General features: G+C 38.7%; 17 protein-coding genes and 1 riboswitch. Of the genes, 7 read left to right on the plus strand and 10 right to left on the minus strand.

Annotation, left to right across the window (positions count from 1 at the left end):
- Positions 1–86: 86 nt before the first annotated feature.
- Positions 87–220: riboswitch (cobalamin riboswitch) on the minus strand.
- Positions 221–283: 63 nt separating this feature from the next.
- Both GQR47_RS18365 and GQR47_RS18370 read right to left on the minus strand, forming a co-directional pair.
- On the minus strand, positions 284–1,216 hold the full coding sequence (locus tag GQR47_RS18365; RefSeq protein ID WP_002961381.1) for a porin: 933 nt from the start codon (positions 1,214–1,216) through the stop codon (positions 284–286).
- Positions 1,217–1,382: 166 nt separating this feature from the next.
- Positions 1,383–2,255, minus strand: a complete 873-nt coding sequence (locus tag GQR47_RS18370) for a LysR family transcriptional regulator (protein ID WP_024596245.1) — start codon at positions 2,253–2,255, stop codon at positions 1,383–1,385.
- A 91-nt stretch (positions 2,256–2,346) separates the two neighbouring features.
- On the opposite strand from GQR47_RS18370, the gene GQR47_RS18375 reads away from it, so the two are divergent.
- Both GQR47_RS18375 and GQR47_RS18380 read left to right on the plus strand, forming a co-directional pair.
- Positions 2,347–2,721, plus strand: coding sequence for a DUF413 domain-containing protein (locus GQR47_RS18375; protein WP_024596244.1), 375 nt, complete (start codon positions 2,347–2,349; stop codon positions 2,719–2,721).
- 86 nt (positions 2,722–2,807) lie between these two features.
- Positions 2,808–4,043, plus strand: coding sequence for a response regulator (locus tag GQR47_RS18380; protein WP_024605056.1), 1,236 nt, complete (start codon positions 2,808–2,810; stop codon positions 4,041–4,043).
- A 16-nt stretch (positions 4,044–4,059) separates the two neighbouring features.
- Here GQR47_RS18380 and rarD read toward each other — a convergent pair whose 3' ends face one another.
- Positions 4,060–4,977: an EamA family transporter RarD gene (gene rarD / locus GQR47_RS18385; protein WP_165724268.1), complete on the minus strand. Its 918-nt coding sequence runs from the start codon at positions 4,975–4,977 to the stop codon at positions 4,060–4,062.
- Positions 4,978–5,028: 51 nt separating this feature from the next.
- Positions 5,029–5,484 carry a thioesterase family protein gene (locus GQR47_RS18390; protein WP_024596241.1) on the minus strand — a complete coding sequence of 152 codons (456 nt, stop codon included), beginning with the start codon at positions 5,482–5,484 and terminating at the stop codon, positions 5,029–5,031.
- Between the two features lie 133 nt (positions 5,485–5,617).
- On the opposite strand from GQR47_RS18390, the gene recQ reads away from it, so the two are divergent.
- The 4 genes from recQ to GQR47_RS18410 all read left to right on the plus strand — a co-directional run bounded on the left by recQ (position 5,618) and on the right by GQR47_RS18410 (position 10,249).
- Positions 5,618–7,441, plus strand: coding sequence for a DNA helicase RecQ (gene recQ, locus GQR47_RS18395; RefSeq protein WP_024603604.1), 1,824 nt, complete (start codon positions 5,618–5,620; stop codon positions 7,439–7,441).
- A 7-nt stretch (positions 7,442–7,448) separates the two neighbouring features.
- A complete protein-coding gene (locus GQR47_RS18400) occupies positions 7,449–7,733 on the plus strand; it encodes a DUF3630 family protein (RefSeq protein WP_002961372.1) in 285 nt (94 codons plus the stop codon).
- A gap of 169 nt (positions 7,734–7,902) precedes the next feature.
- Positions 7,903–9,612: a BamA/TamA family outer membrane protein gene (locus GQR47_RS18405; RefSeq protein ID WP_165724270.1), complete on the plus strand. Its 1,710-nt coding sequence runs from the start codon at positions 7,903–7,905 to the stop codon at positions 9,610–9,612.
- Positions 9,613–9,676: 64 nt separating this feature from the next.
- Entirely contained in the window at positions 9,677–10,249 is a 573-nt protein-coding gene (locus tag GQR47_RS18410; protein ID WP_138489650.1) for a mechanosensitive ion channel domain-containing protein, read from the plus strand.
- A gap of 357 nt (positions 10,250–10,606) precedes the next feature.
- Here GQR47_RS18410 and GQR47_RS18415 read toward each other — a convergent pair whose 3' ends face one another.
- The 3 genes from GQR47_RS18415 to GQR47_RS18425 are packed head-to-tail and all read right to left on the minus strand — an operon-like array spanning position 10,607 to position 12,994.
- The gene (locus GQR47_RS18415) at positions 10,607–11,665 is read right to left on the minus strand and encodes a succinylglutamate desuccinylase/aspartoacylase family protein (RefSeq protein ID WP_002961978.1); all 1,059 of its coding nucleotides are present in this window, start codon (positions 11,663–11,665) and stop codon (positions 10,607–10,609) included.
- Entirely contained in the window at positions 11,652–12,557 is a 906-nt protein-coding gene (gene rimK / locus GQR47_RS18420) for a 30S ribosomal protein S6--L-glutamate ligase (RefSeq protein ID WP_002961977.1), read from the minus strand. The genes GQR47_RS18415 and rimK overlap by 14 nt, the downstream gene beginning before the upstream one ends.
- Positions 12,558–12,559: 2 nt before the next feature.
- The gene (locus tag GQR47_RS18425) at positions 12,560–12,994 is read right to left on the minus strand and encodes an ATP-dependent zinc protease (RefSeq protein WP_002961974.1); all 435 of its coding nucleotides are present in this window, start codon (positions 12,992–12,994) and stop codon (positions 12,560–12,562) included.
- 287 nt (positions 12,995–13,281) lie between these two features.
- Between GQR47_RS18425 and GQR47_RS18430 the strand changes: the two genes are divergently transcribed.
- On the plus strand, positions 13,282–14,253 hold the full coding sequence (locus GQR47_RS18430; RefSeq protein WP_024605062.1) for a zinc transporter ZntB: 972 nt from the start codon (positions 13,282–13,284) through the stop codon (positions 14,251–14,253).
- 57 nt (positions 14,254–14,310) lie between these two features.
- Here GQR47_RS18430 and GQR47_RS18435 read toward each other — a convergent pair whose 3' ends face one another.
- The 3 genes from GQR47_RS18435 to GQR47_RS18445 all read right to left on the minus strand — a co-directional run bounded on the left by GQR47_RS18435 (position 14,311) and on the right by GQR47_RS18445 (position 17,160).
- On the minus strand, positions 14,311–15,483 hold the full coding sequence (locus GQR47_RS18435; protein WP_024605063.1) for a polysaccharide lyase family 7 protein: 1,173 nt from the start codon (positions 15,481–15,483) through the stop codon (positions 14,311–14,313).
- 628 nt (positions 15,484–16,111) lie between these two features.
- Positions 16,112–16,447 (minus strand): ribonuclease E inhibitor RraB, encoded by a 336-nt coding sequence (rraB, locus tag GQR47_RS18440; protein ID WP_002961968.1) that lies wholly within the window; start codon positions 16,445–16,447, stop codon positions 16,112–16,114.
- Complete coding sequence (locus GQR47_RS18445; protein WP_165724271.1) at positions 16,447–17,160, minus strand: 1-acylglycerol-3-phosphate O-acyltransferase; 714 nt, start codon at positions 17,158–17,160, stop codon at positions 16,447–16,449. The genes rraB and GQR47_RS18445 overlap by 1 nt, the downstream gene beginning before the upstream one ends.
- Positions 17,161–17,325: the final 165 nt, after the last annotated feature.

Here is a 17,325-nt window from a genome sequence, read left to right on the forward strand (position 1 = left end):
GAAATTATGACATATACTTGTTCTATATGAATAATTTTTAACGAAGTTAGTAAGTTATTTAATTCGCTAGAAAGATCATGTTTTTAATAAAATTGGTATTATACCATTTGTATCTGACTTAAAGCTTTGCGCTAATTACAGTTGCGGGAACAGTCGAGGACTCGCACCTCATTCCAAATGAAGCTCTATTATGGGCGGCTAAGTAAATAATTTAAAGTAAAAAAAAACCGCACTCAAAAGAGCGCGGTTAAAAAGGGAGTGTTTTAACTAATTTAGCGAATAGTTAAAACTTGTATTCCATACCTAAGCCTACGTAGTCTTGGTCAACGTTGTTGTCCATGTCGAAGCTTGAGTAAAAGCCAAATACTTTAATGTTTTTATTTAATTTGTGATCAAGACCAACTGATATTGCTGACTTATCGTCGCTGTCGTCAAAGTCCATGTCTTGGTATTGTACTTTAAATGTGTTGTTACCCATGCTGTAAGCTGCATTTAATAGATAACCATCCGCTTCTGCGCTGCCGTCAACTTTTTCTTGTGTTTGGTACATTGCACCTAACTTAAAGTTTTCAACTTTACCTTGGATTGACGCGCGTACTACATCGTAGCCATTTACTTCACTATCGGCTGCGATAGAGGCATATACTGCGCTCTTTTTAAGTGCCACGTCACCGTAAGTAACCGCCATTGAGTAACCGTTATCAGCGTCTACATCATCTTCAGCTACAAAAGTAGCAAGTACTTTAAAACCTTCGTATGAGTTTGATGAATAACTAACAGTATTCCCTAAACGGTTTTCACCTTTAAATACATTTTTAATATCGCCTTCAAGGTCGTTAAACAAGTCTAACTTACCTTGAGATTGTTTAAGCGCAGTATCGTTACGACCAATAACCACTTGGCCAAACGCACCTTTTAAACCAACGTATTGGTTACGCGCAGAAATATTGTCGTCGTTATCGCCTTTTGAATCAGCATCAGACACATCAACTTGAAACTCAAACTTATATACCGCTTCTAAACTATCATTTATTTTTTCAGAACCTTTAACACCAAGACGAGATGCATTACTTTTTATCTCAGTAAAAGATCCTTCGCCGTCATCAGATGATTGCACTGTTACATTCGCTTTACCGTAAATGTCTACATCGGCAAGTGCATTAAAAGATAAACCACTTAATAGTGCTAAGCATAAGCTCGATTTTACAAATTTCATGTTATTTCCTTGGATAATCACAAAAGACTAATTTTTAAAACTGCTGCATTTTGTCACCGCTAAATGACAGTAATATTACAATGGAAATATTAATGTCTTTTTTTATTAATAAAAATGCATTAAATTTGAAATCAAAATAACATGAAAGCCTAATAAACGGCCGAACTTACTTACTTTTCTTTAATGACAAGCTTGGGGTCATTTGCGATAGTAAATTAACTAAGGTTTCTATTAACTCTTTTTGCTCGTTGTCTCTGTGATACGCTATAAACACGTCTCGCGAGGTATTTTCTACATCTTTAACATGAAACAGTTCACCTTTTTCTAAATGCCCTTCTACCAATACTTGAGGTATAAATGCACTGCCGCCACATTGCAGTATTAAATCAAGTGCAATACGTCCTGTGCTGGTTCTAAAATAAGGCGGTGTTTTACCGGTAAACTGACGCGCATGCCAAAGTGAGAAAGTAGTTCCCCAATCAACATATACATACTGATTATCAAAAAAGTTTTCGTTCGTTGCAGTGTCGTATCCGCTTACGGGAATGATTGGCAACTCACAGATTCGCTCTACCACTAGCTCGTCTACTTTCGGTGGATCAAACAATATTGCCAAATCAAGCGTGCGCTCTAATAACAGCCGAGTGCTTTCTTGTTGTGCTTTAACTTCTGCGACTAATGACACGCCCGGCATCGCCGATACAATATTTGTTATACCAAACTGTAAAAAAGCATCCCAAATATTAGGCGTTCCTGCTAAGCTAATTTGCTTATGCATATTATCGGCAAGCGCAACATCCACTTTGGCGCGTTGCATGCCCGTAATAATCATTTGTGCATGGGGTAATAAGCGCTCGCCAGGTGCTGTAAGTTGAATGTTATTACGCTGGCGAATAAACAAATTAACACCAAGCCCTTGCTCTAATTGGCGAATTCTAAAGCTCACTGCAGACTGCGTAATATAAAGGTTTTCGGCCGCTTTACCAAAGTGACGCGTACGCACTACCTCAACGAATGTTTTTAATAAATCGATATCCAATTTTTTATCCTCACGATAAAAATAATTTGTTTAATAAATTGCCAAACTTGCATCATACTCCAGCTAATTACTAAGGTATGAGGATAAAGCTATGAGCAATAACATTTCATTACTACGCCAAGCATTTGTTAGCCAACGTCAATTTTATGATGATCAAAACTTTCCACGAGGCTTTAGCCGCAGCGGAAACTTCACCTTATTAGAAGCCAGCATACTTGAACAACACGGAGTTGTTTTAAAAGGCTTATACAGTAAAACAATTGAGCCGCAAAACGAACACCAAGAACAGTTTGTAGCAGTCGTAACTGGCTCACAAGAACCTACCAACCCAATCGAACGAGCTTGGGTAAAATACTTAAAACTAACGACCTGCAAAACTAAGTTTCATACTTTATTTGGCCGTTCAAAAATGTCGAGCCCGGCGCCGATTAGCCAAGAGTATTATTCAGAAGCGGATAATCTGTAAGTATTTAAGTTATTTGCTTTTTTGCGTTTTAACAGTTACAACTTGTATAAGCAAATATTTTTGCAAAATATATATAGGGTTGTTCCGTGACGCGAAAAATACTAATAGTTGAAGATACACCTGCCATGGCGCGAGTGCAAAAGCACATCGCGCTTAAGGCTGGTTATGAAGTTGATATAGCTGAGTCATTAGCGCAAACAAAAGAGCTTATAAGTAAAAATAGCTATTTTTGCGCTGTAGTTGACTTCATATTACCTGATGCTCCATTAGGTGAGGCAATACCTTGTACTATTAATGCAGACATTCCAACTATTGTAATGACGGGCAATATTGATAAAAAAACTCGCGACACTGTAGAAAAATACCCAATCATCGATTACATCATTAAAGAAAATAAACAAGCTTATCAGTACCTCGAAAAACAGTTACAGCGCCTGCCTCGCAACGAAAATGTAAAAGTACTCGTTGTTGACGACTCTAAATCGACCCGACGATACATTTGTAGTTTATTAGTGCGCCATAAGTATCAAATTATTGAAGCACAAGACGGACAAGAAGCGTTAAACCTGCTTGAAGCTTCACCTGATATTTCAGTTATTATTACTGATAATGAAATGCCCAATATGAATGGCGATGAACTATGTAGCGAGATTCGCCGCTTATATAGCAATGATGAAAAAGCTATTATTGGTATTTCGGGTTCTGACTCTGTAGGGCTTTCTAGTTTATTTTTAAAAAATGGCGCAAACGATTATTTGCACAAACCTTTTAATAGCGAAGAGTTTTACTGCAGGCTTAGTCAAAACGTCGATATGTTAGACCTTATAGCCACCATAAGGCGACAAGCCAACACGGATTATTTAACTAATTTACCAAATCGTCGTTACTTTTTTGAAGAAGCTGAAAAATCATTAAAGCAAATAAAACATACTAAAGGTGACGGTGCTTTAGCTATGCTTGATATTGATCACTTTAAATCAATTAACGATACATACGGACACGATGTTGGCGACGAAGTATTAAAAGGGCTCTCTATTTGCTTCAGTAAATACTTTAAAAAGCACTTAGTAGCGCGCTTAGGTGGTGAAGAGTTTGCAGTTTATTTTATAGATGCAGATAAACAAGAAGCCCTTAAACGCCTTGAAGGCTTTAGGTATTTTATAGAAATGAATAGCCAAGAGTTTAGTAAAGCTAAAATAAAATTCACCATTTCTATTGGCTTTGCAAACGGGCCTGTTTATCAAATTGATGAACTTTTAAAACAGGCCGACTTAAAGCTTTACGACGCTAAAGAATCTGGTCGTAATAAAGTAGTTAGTTAACCATTTTATTAGTTAATTATACTTCTGCGGCTGTAATAGCCGCTTTTTTACGTTTGCGTGATTGATGGTAAGAGTCCCAACTAAAAATAGCCAGTGCACTCCAAATACATGCAAATGTTACTACGCGCTCTGCATCAAACACTTCACCATAAAACACCACAGCTAGTATAAACATTAAGCTTGGCCCAATGTATTGAAAAAAGCCAAGTGTAGTATATTGCAAACGCTTAGCTGCACCGGTAAAACACAGCAGGGGTAATGTAGTTACAATACCTGCACTAATCAGTAGTACATTAGTATGCCAATCATTAGCTGGCAGGCTTGATGTTGCTGTAGGCATCATTAACCACCAATAAATAAGTGCGACAGGCAGTAATATAAGTGCTTCGAGTAAAATGCCAGGCAAGGCTTCAACCGGTAACTTTTTACGTAATAAACCATAAAGTGCAAATGATATAGCCAGTGAAAAGGCAACTACCGGAAACGAGCCAAAACTAATTAGCTGCAGCACTACACCGCTAAAGGCAAGGGCTACTGCTACGCCTTGGAACTTACGCAGGCGTTCGCCTAAAAAAAGCATACCCAGTAATACATTTAAAAGAGGATTTATGTAATAGCCCAAGCTTGCATCAAGCATGTGGTTATTATTTATAGCCCATATAAATAAACCCCAATTAAACCCAAGCAGTGCAGAGGTTATAACAAGCATAAGCAAAAGCTTAGGTTGAACGATAATGCGTTTAATTTTACCCCAATACCGTAAAACACTTACTACCAATACTAAAAACACAACCGACCAAATAACCCGATGCATTAAAATTTCAAAAGCAGAAACATGCTGAATCAACTTAAAGTATATTGGCGCAAGGCCCCACATTAAAAAAGCAAGACAAGCAAAAATAGCACCTTTACGCTGCTCAGTATCAATCGACATAATACACACTTAGTGATTTAAAAGGCCGCTAGTTTACTTGCCATACGCGTTTTATCCAACTAAATACGTGCCGGTTCCAAAAGCAATTTGAACAGACTGTTCGTTATGTAATTCCATTCTGCATACACATACTTTATTACCTGAACGAATAAGTGTTGCGCTGGCAGTAAAGCTCTCTCCTTTACCAGGGCGCAAATAATCAGTACGTAAGTCGATAGTCCCAAGCGTGGCTAATTTTGTTTGCACGCTTGTAATATCTAAATCGGTGAGTTTATCAATTACACTTGCTGCAGCGAGCATACCGCCTACATTATCAAGTACGGCTGAAATAACACCACCATGGAGTATTTTTTGCGCAGGATTACCAATGAGTACATCCTGCCACGGGAACGTAATTTTGGCCTGTTCAGGGCTTAACGACTCAACCGATATTTGTAAAAACTGGTTAAACGGCATGCCATTTACAAATAACGCGCCCACTTGTTCAATTAACATTTCTTTATTCATTATTATTCTCTATGTCAAAACAGGTAAGATGAGTAAAACATACATAGTGTAAAACTACGAGACTCCACTTAAATAATTTATCAAGTAACTCAGCTAAAGACATCTCACTAAAAAACCACTAAAATACCCGCCAATGAATACATCAACTCCACCTTCTAGCACCCTTGTGCGTAAACCCGAAACTGTCCTCAAACAAGTGTTTGGCTACAGTGAATTTCGCGACGGTCAAAAAGCAGTTATTGATGCCGCTATTAACGGCCAAGATTCGCTTGTATTACTTCCTACTGGCGGCGGAAAATCGGTGTGCTACCAAATCCCTGCTTTAGTACTCGAAGGCGTAACCATTGTTATATCTCCGCTTATATCGCTAATGCAAGATCAGGTAACGCAACTGCAAGCTCTTGGGGTAAAAGCCGCTTACGTTAATAACAGCTTAGCACGAGAAGAACAGCAATTGGTGTATCAACAGCTTCATCAGGGGCAAATTAAGCTCTTATATGTGGCGCCTGAAAAAGTATTACAACGCGAATTTTTAGAGCGTTTATCGCATTTAAATGTGAGTTTATTTGCCATTGACGAAGCGCACTGTGTGTCGCATTGGGGTCATGACTTTAGACCTCATTACTTTCGCTTAAACGAATTAAAGCAACGTTTTGCACATGTCCCAATGATGGCATTAACCGCCACCGCCGATAAAGCCACACGGTTTGATATAGTTGAGCAATTAAAACTACAACAGCCTTATATTCATACTGGCAGCTTTGATCGCCCCAATATTCGTTACACCATAGAAGAAAAATTTAAACCTATGGTGCAATTGCTTCGCTACCTAAAGGAGCAAAAAAGCCAAAGCGGTATTATTTATTGCACCAGCCGTAAACGCGTAGACGACATTGCTGAAAAGCTTGCAGATGCAGGACTAAACGCTGCCGCTTATCATGCTGGTATGAGTAACGAGCAACGACAATTTGTACAAACCGGGTTTGCCCGTGACGATATACAAATAGTGGTCGCAACCGTTGCTTTTGGTATGGGCATAAACAAGCCTAATGTGCGTTTTGTACTGCATTACGATATTCCAAAAAGTATAGAGTCGTACTATCAAGAAACTGGTCGAGCTGGGCGAGATGGACTTGCCGCAGAAGCTATAATGTATTTTGACCCAGCTGATATAGGTCGCGTAAGGCGCTTTTTTGAAGACATAGACGACGAACAACGCCGCCGCGTAGAAGAACAACGCTTTAACGCAATGGCAAGCTTTGCCGAAGCGCAAACATGTCGTCGTCAAATATTACTTAACTACTTTAGTGAATATCAACGCGAACCTTGTGGCAACTGCGATATTTGCTTAAATCCGCCAAAAAGCTTTGATGGTACGTTAGTCGCTCAGCAAGCACTTTCGTGTGTGTACAGAGCGGGACAACGTTTTGGACTTGGTTATATTGTTGAATTACTTCGCGGTGCAAACACGAGCCGCATCCGCGATAATAATCATCATGAGTTAAGTACCTACGGCATAGGTAAAGATAAAAGCAGTGAGTTTTGGCTCAGTATTTTACGCCAACTTATTCATCAAGGCTTACTTAGCCAAGATATAACACAAGGTGCGTCACTTAGATTAACAGAAGCCGCGCGTGTAATTTTAAAAGGTGAATACGCACTGCAATTAGCCGAGCCACGCCTGCAAGCCAAACACGTTTATCAAGATAAGTTAGCGCAATTTAATTACGACAAAAAACTCTTTGCTCGCCTGCGCGCACTTCGTAAAGAACTTGCTGATGCCGACGATGTGCCACCTTATGTAGTATTTAATGATAAAACGTTAGCCGAAATGGCGCAGCTTATGCCAACAAACGACAGTGAATTTTTAAAGGTCTCAGGTGTTGGTTTTACTAAGTTAAATAAGTACGGCGGCGAATTTTTAACGGCAATTCGACATTACCTAGCTACTAATTAAGAGCATTATGACCCAAATAGAATATGACCATACACACAAATGTATTTTGATTAATCCCATTGAGCTACCAAACGATGAAGACTTTGAGCTGTGGAGTACATTATTTTTACACTCAGACGAAGTAACACTCAACGAATATTCTGCAGGCGCCGATCGCCATCAAGTTCGCTTTACCTATAATCATCAAACCTTTAATTTAAACTATGAGCATTACAGCCAAAGCATCTGGATTAATGCCGAAGGTCATGAAGCTGAACACTTACTCGCCGCTTTAGCATTTTATTTAAGCTAGCTTTTAATGCCTAGCGCATAGGTCGCTGCAAACCAGCTGGCTATTAACAAAAGTGAATATGGGTAACAATTAATTAATTTCAAAATCCATACCTTTTACTTACATTATAATAACAATGATGTAAGCTGATATTACGATAGTCATTTGCTACGTAGCAGTAAGAGGTTTAATGGTGAGCAAGAAATGGATAGCACAATGTTGTATTAGTTTAACGGTTTTAAGCTTTTATGTGCCTAATACGTTCGCACAACAATCTTCAATGAAAACTGATAACTGCCTTGTAGAACAGACAGATTTAAGCACAAATAAAAACCTACGCCGAGAAGTTCAAGACAAAACAACCCTCACGCACAGTAATAGTAACGCTAAAATAGCCTCAATAAAGCTCAAGCAACTTAATGTATTTAATACTGAGCTTGAAGAGGAAAATAATGCTTTATTCCGTTTTGCTAATCGCGCTCACATTCAAACAGAGCCCGATGTCATTAATAACCTTTTATTATTCTCCCCAGGTGACAAGTACGACGCTAAAAAACTCGCAGAATCTGAGCGTTTACTTCGTAAAGAAAGCTACTTATATGATGCACAAATTAGTGCTACCGAAAACTGCGACGGCGACGTTAATGTAGAAGTGGTTACCCGTGATTTATGGACACTTTTACCTGAAGTGAACTTTAGTCGAAGCGGTGGAGAAAACAAATCGAGTATAGGTTTTAGAGAATCTAACCTGCTTGGGTGGGGTAAGCGCCTTTCTTTTTCGCGCACCACTGACAGCGATCGCAGCGGTTACTTATTTGTTTACGACGATCCGAATATTTTATCTACTCGCTACCGAGGCCGTTTAGAATACGCCGATAACAGCGACGGCAAGCGCCATTTGCTTGAGCTAACCTATCCATTTTACGCAATTGACACCCCCTTTAGTTACGGTATTTTAAGCTATTCTGAGCAGCGCGAAGAGTCACTATATAAACGCGGCGAAGAGTTTAGCGAATTTGATCAAACTACCGATTTAAACCGTGTATTTATAGGACACTCTAAAGCGCTTAATAATAATTGGACCCAGCGTCTAACGTTAGGCTATACCGATGAGCAGCATACCTTTGAAGCTATAGACACTACATTTGCACCACTTGCCGATGACAGAAGCTTAAGTTATCCCTTTATAAGCGGCCATTGGTTTGAAGATAACTACATAAAAGTACGCAACTTCGACAGTATATCTCGCACTGAGGATTTAAATTTAGGTTGGAATATTAAAAGCTTAATTGGCTATTCAGATGAGTCCTTAAGTAATGACGACAGCCGCGCGGTGTATTCTTTTAACTTTAAAAAAGCCCACTTTACTAACGATAATACTTTATGGCGTTTTAGTGCTGATATTGATGGCTATTGGAATAAAGAACAGAAAAAACTCGAAAACTTTATGGCCACCAGCCAAGTACAATATTATTTAAATACCAGTGAAGACCAATCTTGGTATGTTAAAGCCCGCGTGCAATACGCCAAAAACCTGACTGCTGATCAACAGCTTACTTTAGGTGGCGAAACAGGCCTGCGTGGTTACCCGATGGATTATCAACATGGCGATCGCAGCTTTTTAGTTAATTTAGAAAAGCGCTATTACTGGGAGTACGATTTACTGCAACTATTTAAAGTGGGTGGCGCAGCTTTTGTAGATGTAGGCAGAGCATGGTTTAACGATGAAGATAACGGTGAAAATGCACATGTATTGAAAAATGTAGGCGTTGGTCTGCGTTTGGCACCGAGTCGCGCAAACTCAGGAACCATGATCCACATTGATATTGCCGCCCCTGTTGATAGCTACGATGATGTAGACTCAGTCCAGTGGCTAGTAAGCGTTAAAAACACTTTTTAAATAATACAAACACGTTAAACTAATACCAATTGCATTAAATTGTTATGAAAGTTCAGGACCTAATGTGGAAATAATAGAAGTTTTAGAATTGTTTGCATCACAATATAAGTTAGTTGTAACTATAATCGCTATTTTGGTTTTCCCTCTTCTATTAAAAATAACCAAAAAACTACTCGAAAAAGCGATTAAAGGCAAAGTAGATTTGCACCGAAAATACCGTGCAGAGCTTTTACTAAAAATTATACTCGCCTTTGTAGTACTGTGTTTGGTTTTAGTATTTTGGGGTATAGAGCTGCGTGGTTTATTGGTTTTAGGCTCTTCTTTATTTGCCATGTTAGGGGTAGCGCTTTTTGCCGCTTGGTCATTATTGAGTAACCTCACCGCATTTTTACTGATGTTTATTCAAAACGATTGCCGCGTTGGTTATTGGGTACGAATTATTGATGGTGCGAATCATGTTGAAGGGCGCATTGTTGAAATGGGCTTAATGAATGTAGTACTTGAACATATTGATGGGCACCGTGTAATTTACCCTAACAATTTATTTGTGACCCGTCCTGTCATGGTTTTAAATAAAGAACCAAAGCCAACTAAAACCCCTGTTATAAAGCGTATTATTGGTCCTAAAAAAACATAGTTTAAAAAAACATATTCACAAAAAAGCCGCAGTAGTCAAAATACCTACTGCGGCTTTTTAATGCTTAACTAACCACAATTAAGACTAGGGCGCGTTGATCTTCGATGGTTAAATTTGCAGCAGTATGTTTGGTTTTTAAGCAAGTCAGAGCCTATGAAGTGTGGTTACTCCCCATAAATAGGCGATAACGCAGCATAAATGCCAAACATGCGCTGCCCTTCGGGTTCTGCCTAGGGGCGATAAACTCTTTGTTACTCGGTTTTTACTTAGCCCACTAGGTTACAAACCTCGCGCCGCGATTTAATCGCCCCTAAATTGAACAAATTTCAATCCGCAAAGTTAAACACGCCCTAGCTATTAGTTATTTAGTTCAGCTGTTTTAAGCTCGTCATCTAAATCATTTATCTCATCAATAAAGTTCTCTAGTTGCTGTTCTACTAAACTATTGTCGTTTGCAAAGTAAGCAAGGTGGAATACCGCATCACCTTCATTTACCAATGGCATCGTTTGCTGACCAATAACAATACCGCCTTTAGGCGCTAAAAGCTCAAGTTCAGAATCCCCTAGAGGGCTACTTATATATGCAAGCACTTGCCCTTTAGTTACATGCTCCCCTAGTGATACTTGTGCACGTACAATGCCATCAACCTCTGCACGTATCCAACTAGTAGAACCTGCAATAATAGGATCTGGTAACTTTTTAGGGCGCTTGCCACGGATCATTTTTAAATGACGCATAACATAATCAACGCCCTGCACACCTGCCGCAATAGCGATAGGGTCAAAGCGTAGCGCTTCGCCTGCTTCATAAGTAATAACAGGTATACCTAAGTTTGCGGCTTCACTGCGTAATGAACCATTACGAAGGGATGCATTTATAACCGCCGGCGTACCAAATGCTTTAGCCATTTCAGCGGTTGCTTCATCTTCTAAATTAGCGCGAATTTGCGGTAAATTAGTACGATGAATAGCGCCAGTATGCAAATCAATAATGTGAGTACAATGTACTGCCACTTGATTAAAAAACATATAAGCCATACGCCCAGCTAATGAACCACGTTCAGAACCTGGGAAGCTGCGATTCATATCGCGTCTATCTGGTAAATAACGCGATTTGTGAATAAAGCCAAACACATTCACAATAGGCACAGCGATTATTGTTCCACGCAGTTGGCTTGGATCTATTTTAGCAAGTAACTGACGCACAACTTCAACACCATTTAGCTCATCACCATGAATAGCCGCACACACCATAAGCACAGGGCCTTCCATTACACCGTTAACCACTTCAATAGGAATATTAAGTGGTGAATGGGTGTAAAGCTTAGCTGCTTCTAAGGCAAGCGTTTTACGCTCGCCTACGCCTACATTTTCTCCTAATAAGGAAAAAGGACGGTTAATTTTAACCTTTGCCACGTGTTGCTGTTCCTTTACTTGAGGCATTTTTTTCGATGAAATCAATCACCATACCTGCAATATCTTTACCTGTTGCTATTTCAATGCCCTCTAAACCCGGTGATGAGTTAACTTCCATCACAAGTGGCCCACGAGATGAGCGAAGTAAATCAACTCCCGCTACATTTAAGCCCATTGATTTAGCCGCTGCTACTGCCGTTTTACGTTCCTCTGGAGTAATGCGAACTAATGTAGCGCTACCACCACGGTGAAGGTTAGAGCGGAACTCACCTTCTTGTGCTTGGCGCTTCATTGCTGCGATTACTTTGTCGCCTAGTACAAAACAACGTATGTCTGCACCACCCGCTTCTTTAATATATTCTTGAACCATAATATTGGCTTTTAAGCCCATAAACGCTTCAATAACACTTTCAGCTGCTTTGCGTGTTTCAGCAAGTACAACACCAATGCCTTGTGTGCCTTCAAGTAATTTAATTACAACAGGTGCACCGCCTACCATTTCTAGTAAGTCTTTTACGTCATCGGGTTTGCTGGCAAAACCTGTTACTGGCATACCAACGCCTTTGCGCGAAAGTAACTGAAGTGAACGTAATTTATCGCGCGAACGAGAAATAGCGACTGATTCGTTTACAGGATAAACACCCATCATTTCAAACTGACGAAGTACCGAACAGCCATAAAATGTAACCGATGCACCAATACGCGGGACAATTGCGTCAAATTCTTTTAAGTTTTCACCGCGATAGTGAATTTCTGGTTGCTCAGAGTTGATATTCATATAACAACGCAATGCATCAATCACTTTAACTTCGTGGCCGCGTGCTTCTGCTGCCTCAATTAAGCGACGTGTTGAATATAGCTTTCTGTTACGAGATAAAATACCGATTTTCATAGTTAAACCTTACGACCTAATAGTTGAGATAAAGCCGGGTCAACGACTATACGATTTTCCATGGCTGTACGCCCTAATAACATTCTAAACTTCATTGTTGCACGGCTTGTTAAAGTAAGCTCGATAGGCCAGCTATGCTCGCCTGCATGTAATGTAGTTTCTATAAAGTAGCGTAGCTCTTTTTGCCCACTTGAGCTGGTTACGTACTTCATTTTTTTAACTTTTGCATTGCAAGTGACTTGCGTTTGTTCATCATCTTGCAGTGGTTGGGCCGTAAATTTAACCCATTTTTCTGAGTCAACTTCGTATTCTTCAATGTTAATTGCATGAATACATGAAGTGCGAGCGCCAGTATCAATTTTTGCTTTTATCTCGTTAATACCAAGCTCAGGTAAACTTAACCACTCACGCCAACCAACTGTGATCTTTGCTGTCATAAATGTGCCCTTAATAAAAAAGTGACTTATACGCTACAGACCAAAAAACACCAACGAAATAAATTTATCTAGTCGATTAGTAAATTAAATTGATCTTTTTAAGCAACTGGTCACACAATGCACGCCTTGCTAAGCCGTACTTTAATGCCACTTTGCTCAACACAGAGGCTCTGCATATATTTTGCTATTTAAGCTTAACTTATTAAAAGTAAAGGTAAGCCTGTAAGCAACTAAGTAGATACACTATAGTTAACAGTATTAAAAATACACTATTATGAGAACTAATTATGATTAATGGTTTACTACATGCACTTGTACTTGATGGACAAGGCGGCGCTCGTCCTATTGGAAGCACTAATGAGCTAAATAGCTGGCAACCAAGCCAAGGTAAACTTTGGGTGCACATGGATTATAGCCAAAGTGAGGCAGTTGAATGGCTCAAGGCACAGCCTCATTTAAACGATTACGAACTAGAGTCTTTAATTGCTGATGAAACACGCCCACGTATTACGGCTACAACTAACGGGCACATGTTATTTTTACGTGGTGTAAATTTAAATCCAGCACAAAGCCCTGAAGACATGGTTTCAATTCGTTTATTTATTAGCGAAGACATTCTTATTACTACCCGTAAGCGCCGTTTATTATCGGTGCAAGATACGCTCGCCTGTTTAAATGAAAATAAAGGCCCATGCAACATTTCTGAATTAGTGTGCTCTATTACACAAAAATTAACCTCACGTATGCAAAGCGTTATTGACTCACTAGATGAAACACTCGACGAGTTTGAAGAAGAAATAGATGAACCAAGTAAAAAGTTTGACAACCAAGGCTTATCACAATTGCGACGCCAAACTATTGCCTTAAAACGTTATTTAAAACCGCAAAAAGAAGCCCTTAGCTCAATGGTAAATAACCACTACCTATGGTTATTAGATGACGATAAAGCAAAACTTAATGAAACCACTAACTTATTAATTCGTTATCTTGAAGAGCTAGATAGTTCGATTGAGCGTGCGCAAATTATTCAGCAAACAATCACTAACCAAGTTTCTGAGCAGTTAAACCAGCGAATGTATGTTATGTCTGTAGTGGCAGCACTTTTTTTACCACTGGGCTTTTTAACGGGGCTTTTAGGTGTAAACGTAGGAGGTATTCCTGGTACAGAGAGCCCTTATGCGTTTAGTGCTTTTGTCATATTTTTAATTGTGCTCACTGGCGGTATTGGTGTGTATTTTAAAAATAAAAAATGGCTGTAAATTAAAACGCATATTTAATATGGCCACTCAATTGAGTGGCCATAATTAAGTGGCTACTTAGTTTGTTTGACGGGTATAAGTAACATTAGTCATTGTTACTTTTGATTGGGTAATGCCTAAATCTTCAAAGCAATTTTTGAATGAATTAGAGTTACCTGCTTCACCGCATTTATCTAGAGTATTTGGATCTTGAGACTGTAAGTAGTTACCAAACTTAAAGTAAGATTCAGAATCATCTTCTACAGGAATACCAAACGAATTACCTAGTGCACTTACATCTACATCGCCGTAATTATTTACCACTCGCAAGTTAAATGACTCACCGCTTGTAATAGTACCTAGCGCAAATTTTTCTTCATTGCCACTGGTATTACGCAAACGAACATAGACATCAAAAATGCCATTACCCGCTACGCTGTCGTTAAAACCTGATTCATCAGTATCTGAAACATACACTTTAGAAATAGTCCCAGTATCGCTGGCGTGGTGCTGTGAAATAATTGTTTTACCGCCATCAGACATTTCAACTTTTACAGTTGCTTCAAATACTTCGTAAGACTGTGTCATGGCAACACGCAAGCTTTCTTTTACCTTGTACTCATGACGCCAGCCATTCCCGTTAGGCGTAATATGCTGTGCCTCCAAAGGTACAAACACTAACGTACTATCGTTAACTAACGGGTTAGGGCTATCCCCTTCTAAATCAAAAACACTACCACTTGTAATGCTGCTTGGAATCGTTGTACCGTCTCCAGATCCTGCACCATCATCAGTGCCACCGCCATTATTACTGCCCTCAACTAATGTAAAATTATCAAAGCGTACATCACTTGAGCTATTGTAATGCTTAGCAAATACTTGCAGTGAATTGGTATTCGCTGAAGTAAACGTTTTAGTTACCTTAGTCCAAGACGATACATCAAAGGTTTTGTTTTTAAATAAACCGTTTAAGTCGTTAACCCCAATCTGCCCTTTACCAAGTACATAAGCACTTAACGTATATTCAGTGTTTGGCTGAATATTTACTAATTGATAAACACGTGCAGGACTACCCTGAATTTTTAACGATTTAGATCCGCTATATGCATCAGATGAAATAGCCGCTGGCTCAGTTTCGTTCCAACTACTAAAACCGCTTTCAAAGCCAGGGTTATTAATAGTTGCAGCGTGAGATAACGCTGAGGTTGCAGTAATTGCAGTGCAAATAAACAATTTCTTGTGGTTAATCATTATCTTTATTCCTTTAAACCTGAACATAAAAACAACCTAACTACTTAGGTTAGTGAAATTCACTAACACTTAGATCTTACCGCTATACAGGTTTTTAATTGTGTATGAATAGTAATGGTAATTTAAATGGCAAATAAAACTTACCAGTTAACATTACCAAAAGTATACCCGAAGGCGGGGTAAAGGTTATATTTACTGTTACCAATATGTCAACACTGTGTGGTACAGCAAATAAGTATTAATTACATCTTTATTACTACTTAAAAAAAATTAAATTCCAATTTAATCAACACATTAGATTTTATTGAGTAACGAATTAATTTTTTAAAAATAAATTTTAATTTCAGACATAAGTACTAAAAAATAAATAACACTGCTTACCAATAATTATGGGTAATATTAATTTAGTATGAATAAAAAAATAAAAATAGAGATAAATTCAAGGGTAATTTTAAATTGGTAATAACCGCATTTAAATTGGTAATAACAATATTTAAATTAGTAATGTGCATTTTTGATTTATATAGAGGCTAGTGAGTGTATTTAAAGCTTAAATAGGGGGTAAAACTAAAAAAGCGAGCATTATTAAATGCTCGCCTTTACTATTTTTCTAATGCTGGGTAATTAATTACTCTTGAAAGTAAGTACCCCAACCGTCGTATTCAACGTCGCACTCAACGGCTAGTTGCGCTAGCTTATCAACGTCTTCCATAATAACGTCTACGTCTAGCTCAGCTTCAACTACAATGTCAAAGCTCCAAATTTTACTGCCATCTTCAAGCTCAAGCTCTGCTGGCTCTTCAACATCGTAGCCTAATTTAAAAGCAGCCAATGCAGCTTGCTCTAGTTTAGGGAAGTCTTCACACACAAAATGGTGTTCTACTTCATAAAGTATTTCAGGATCTGATCCATCTTCAAGTAGTGAACTTACGATGTCTTCACTTATTTCACGCCAGTTTTCCATTATTTTTCTCTCACTTGAGCATCTAATTCAGTTATTTTAGCAGCCATAATGCTATGCACGCTTTTAGCATGCTCACGCGCGCTAATTTCTTTATCAAGCGGTATAGGCGCTAACATTTCGATGTAAATTGTACCATTATCCCAACGATTTAGCTTAATGGTTTTATGTGTTGTATTCATACATACCGGAATTATGGGTACATCTGCGCTCATTGCGGTGTGAAAAGCACCTGTTTTGAACGGTAGCAACCCTCTTCCATAGCTTCGTGTGCCTTCTGGAAACATCCATACAGATAAGCCATTATTTTTAATTTTTTCGGCTGCTTTGGAGATAGTTCCCGCTGCTTTGGAGCGATTCGATCTGTCTATTAATATATTACCCGACAACCAATAAAGCTGACCGAAAAATGGGATCCACTTTAAGCTCTTTTTCCCCAAACTTACGCAGTTTTTAGGCACCATTGCAGGCACTGTAAATAAGTCGTAGCTATTTTGATGATTAGCAACATAAACTGCAGGGCCTGCATCAATTGCATCTTTATGACGTATTAAAACTAATTTAACGCCAATCATTTTAGCCATTGAGCCAAACCAGCTCGCTATAATATGTACATTATTGGGATGAAATGGTCTTATAATCGAAAGTAATAAACCAAAAATACAACTGAATAATATAAACATCAGCATAATAAAAACGCGTATAACAGCTAGCAAATGAGTTTCTCCAAAGATCAATTATGATTATTATAGCGTTATTTTGTGACACAGACGAGTCAATAGCGCACAAGTGTATTGAATCGCCCCGAGTTCATCGGAGACCAGTTTGTTTAAGTCAGGCCACTTTACCTGACTCGTTTAAATTATCATAGTAGTCTGTTT

The sequence above is a fragment of the Pseudoalteromonas sp. Z1A2 genome (assembly GCF_011378755.1).
Lineage (GTDB): Bacteria > Pseudomonadota > Gammaproteobacteria > Enterobacterales > Alteromonadaceae > Pseudoalteromonas > Pseudoalteromonas distincta.

Bases quoted from the DNA above. Each gene is read 5' to 3' on its own strand.
- GQR47_RS18365 (WP_002961381.1), bottom strand. From the start codon at position 1,216: ATGAAATTTGTAAAATCGAGCTTATGCTTAGCACTATTAAGTGGTTTA.
- GQR47_RS18375 (WP_024596244.1), top strand. From the start codon at position 2,347: ATGAGCAATAACATTTCATTACTACGCCAAGCATTTGTTAGCCAACGT.
- rarD (WP_165724268.1), bottom strand. From the start codon at position 4,977: ATGTCGATTGATACTGAGCAGCGTAAAGGTGCTATTTTTGCTTGTCTT.
- GQR47_RS18390 (WP_024596241.1), bottom strand. From the start codon at position 5,484: ATGAATAAAGAAATGTTAATTGAACAAGTGGGCGCGTTATTTGTAAAT.
- recQ (WP_024603604.1), top strand. From the start codon at position 5,618: ATGAATACATCAACTCCACCTTCTAGCACCCTTGTGCGTAAACCCGAA.
- GQR47_RS18400 (WP_002961372.1), top strand. From the start codon at position 7,449: ATGACCCAAATAGAATATGACCATACACACAAATGTATTTTGATTAAT.
- GQR47_RS18405 (WP_165724270.1), top strand. From the start codon at position 7,903: ATGGTGAGCAAGAAATGGATAGCACAATGTTGTATTAGTTTAACGGTT.
- rimK (WP_002961977.1), bottom strand. From the start codon at position 12,557: ATGAAAATCGGTATTTTATCTCGTAACAGAAAGCTATATTCAACACGT.
- GQR47_RS18425 (WP_002961974.1), bottom strand. From the start codon at position 12,994: ATGACAGCAAAGATCACAGTTGGTTGGCGTGAGTGGTTAAGTTTACCT.
- GQR47_RS18430 (WP_024605062.1), top strand. From the start codon at position 13,282: ATGATTAATGGTTTACTACATGCACTTGTACTTGATGGACAAGGCGGC.
- GQR47_RS18435 (WP_024605063.1), bottom strand. From the start codon at position 15,483: ATGATTAACCACAAGAAATTGTTTATTTGCACTGCAATTACTGCAACC.
- rraB (WP_002961968.1), bottom strand. From the start codon at position 16,447: ATGGAAAACTGGCGTGAAATAAGTGAAGACATCGTAAGTTCACTACTT.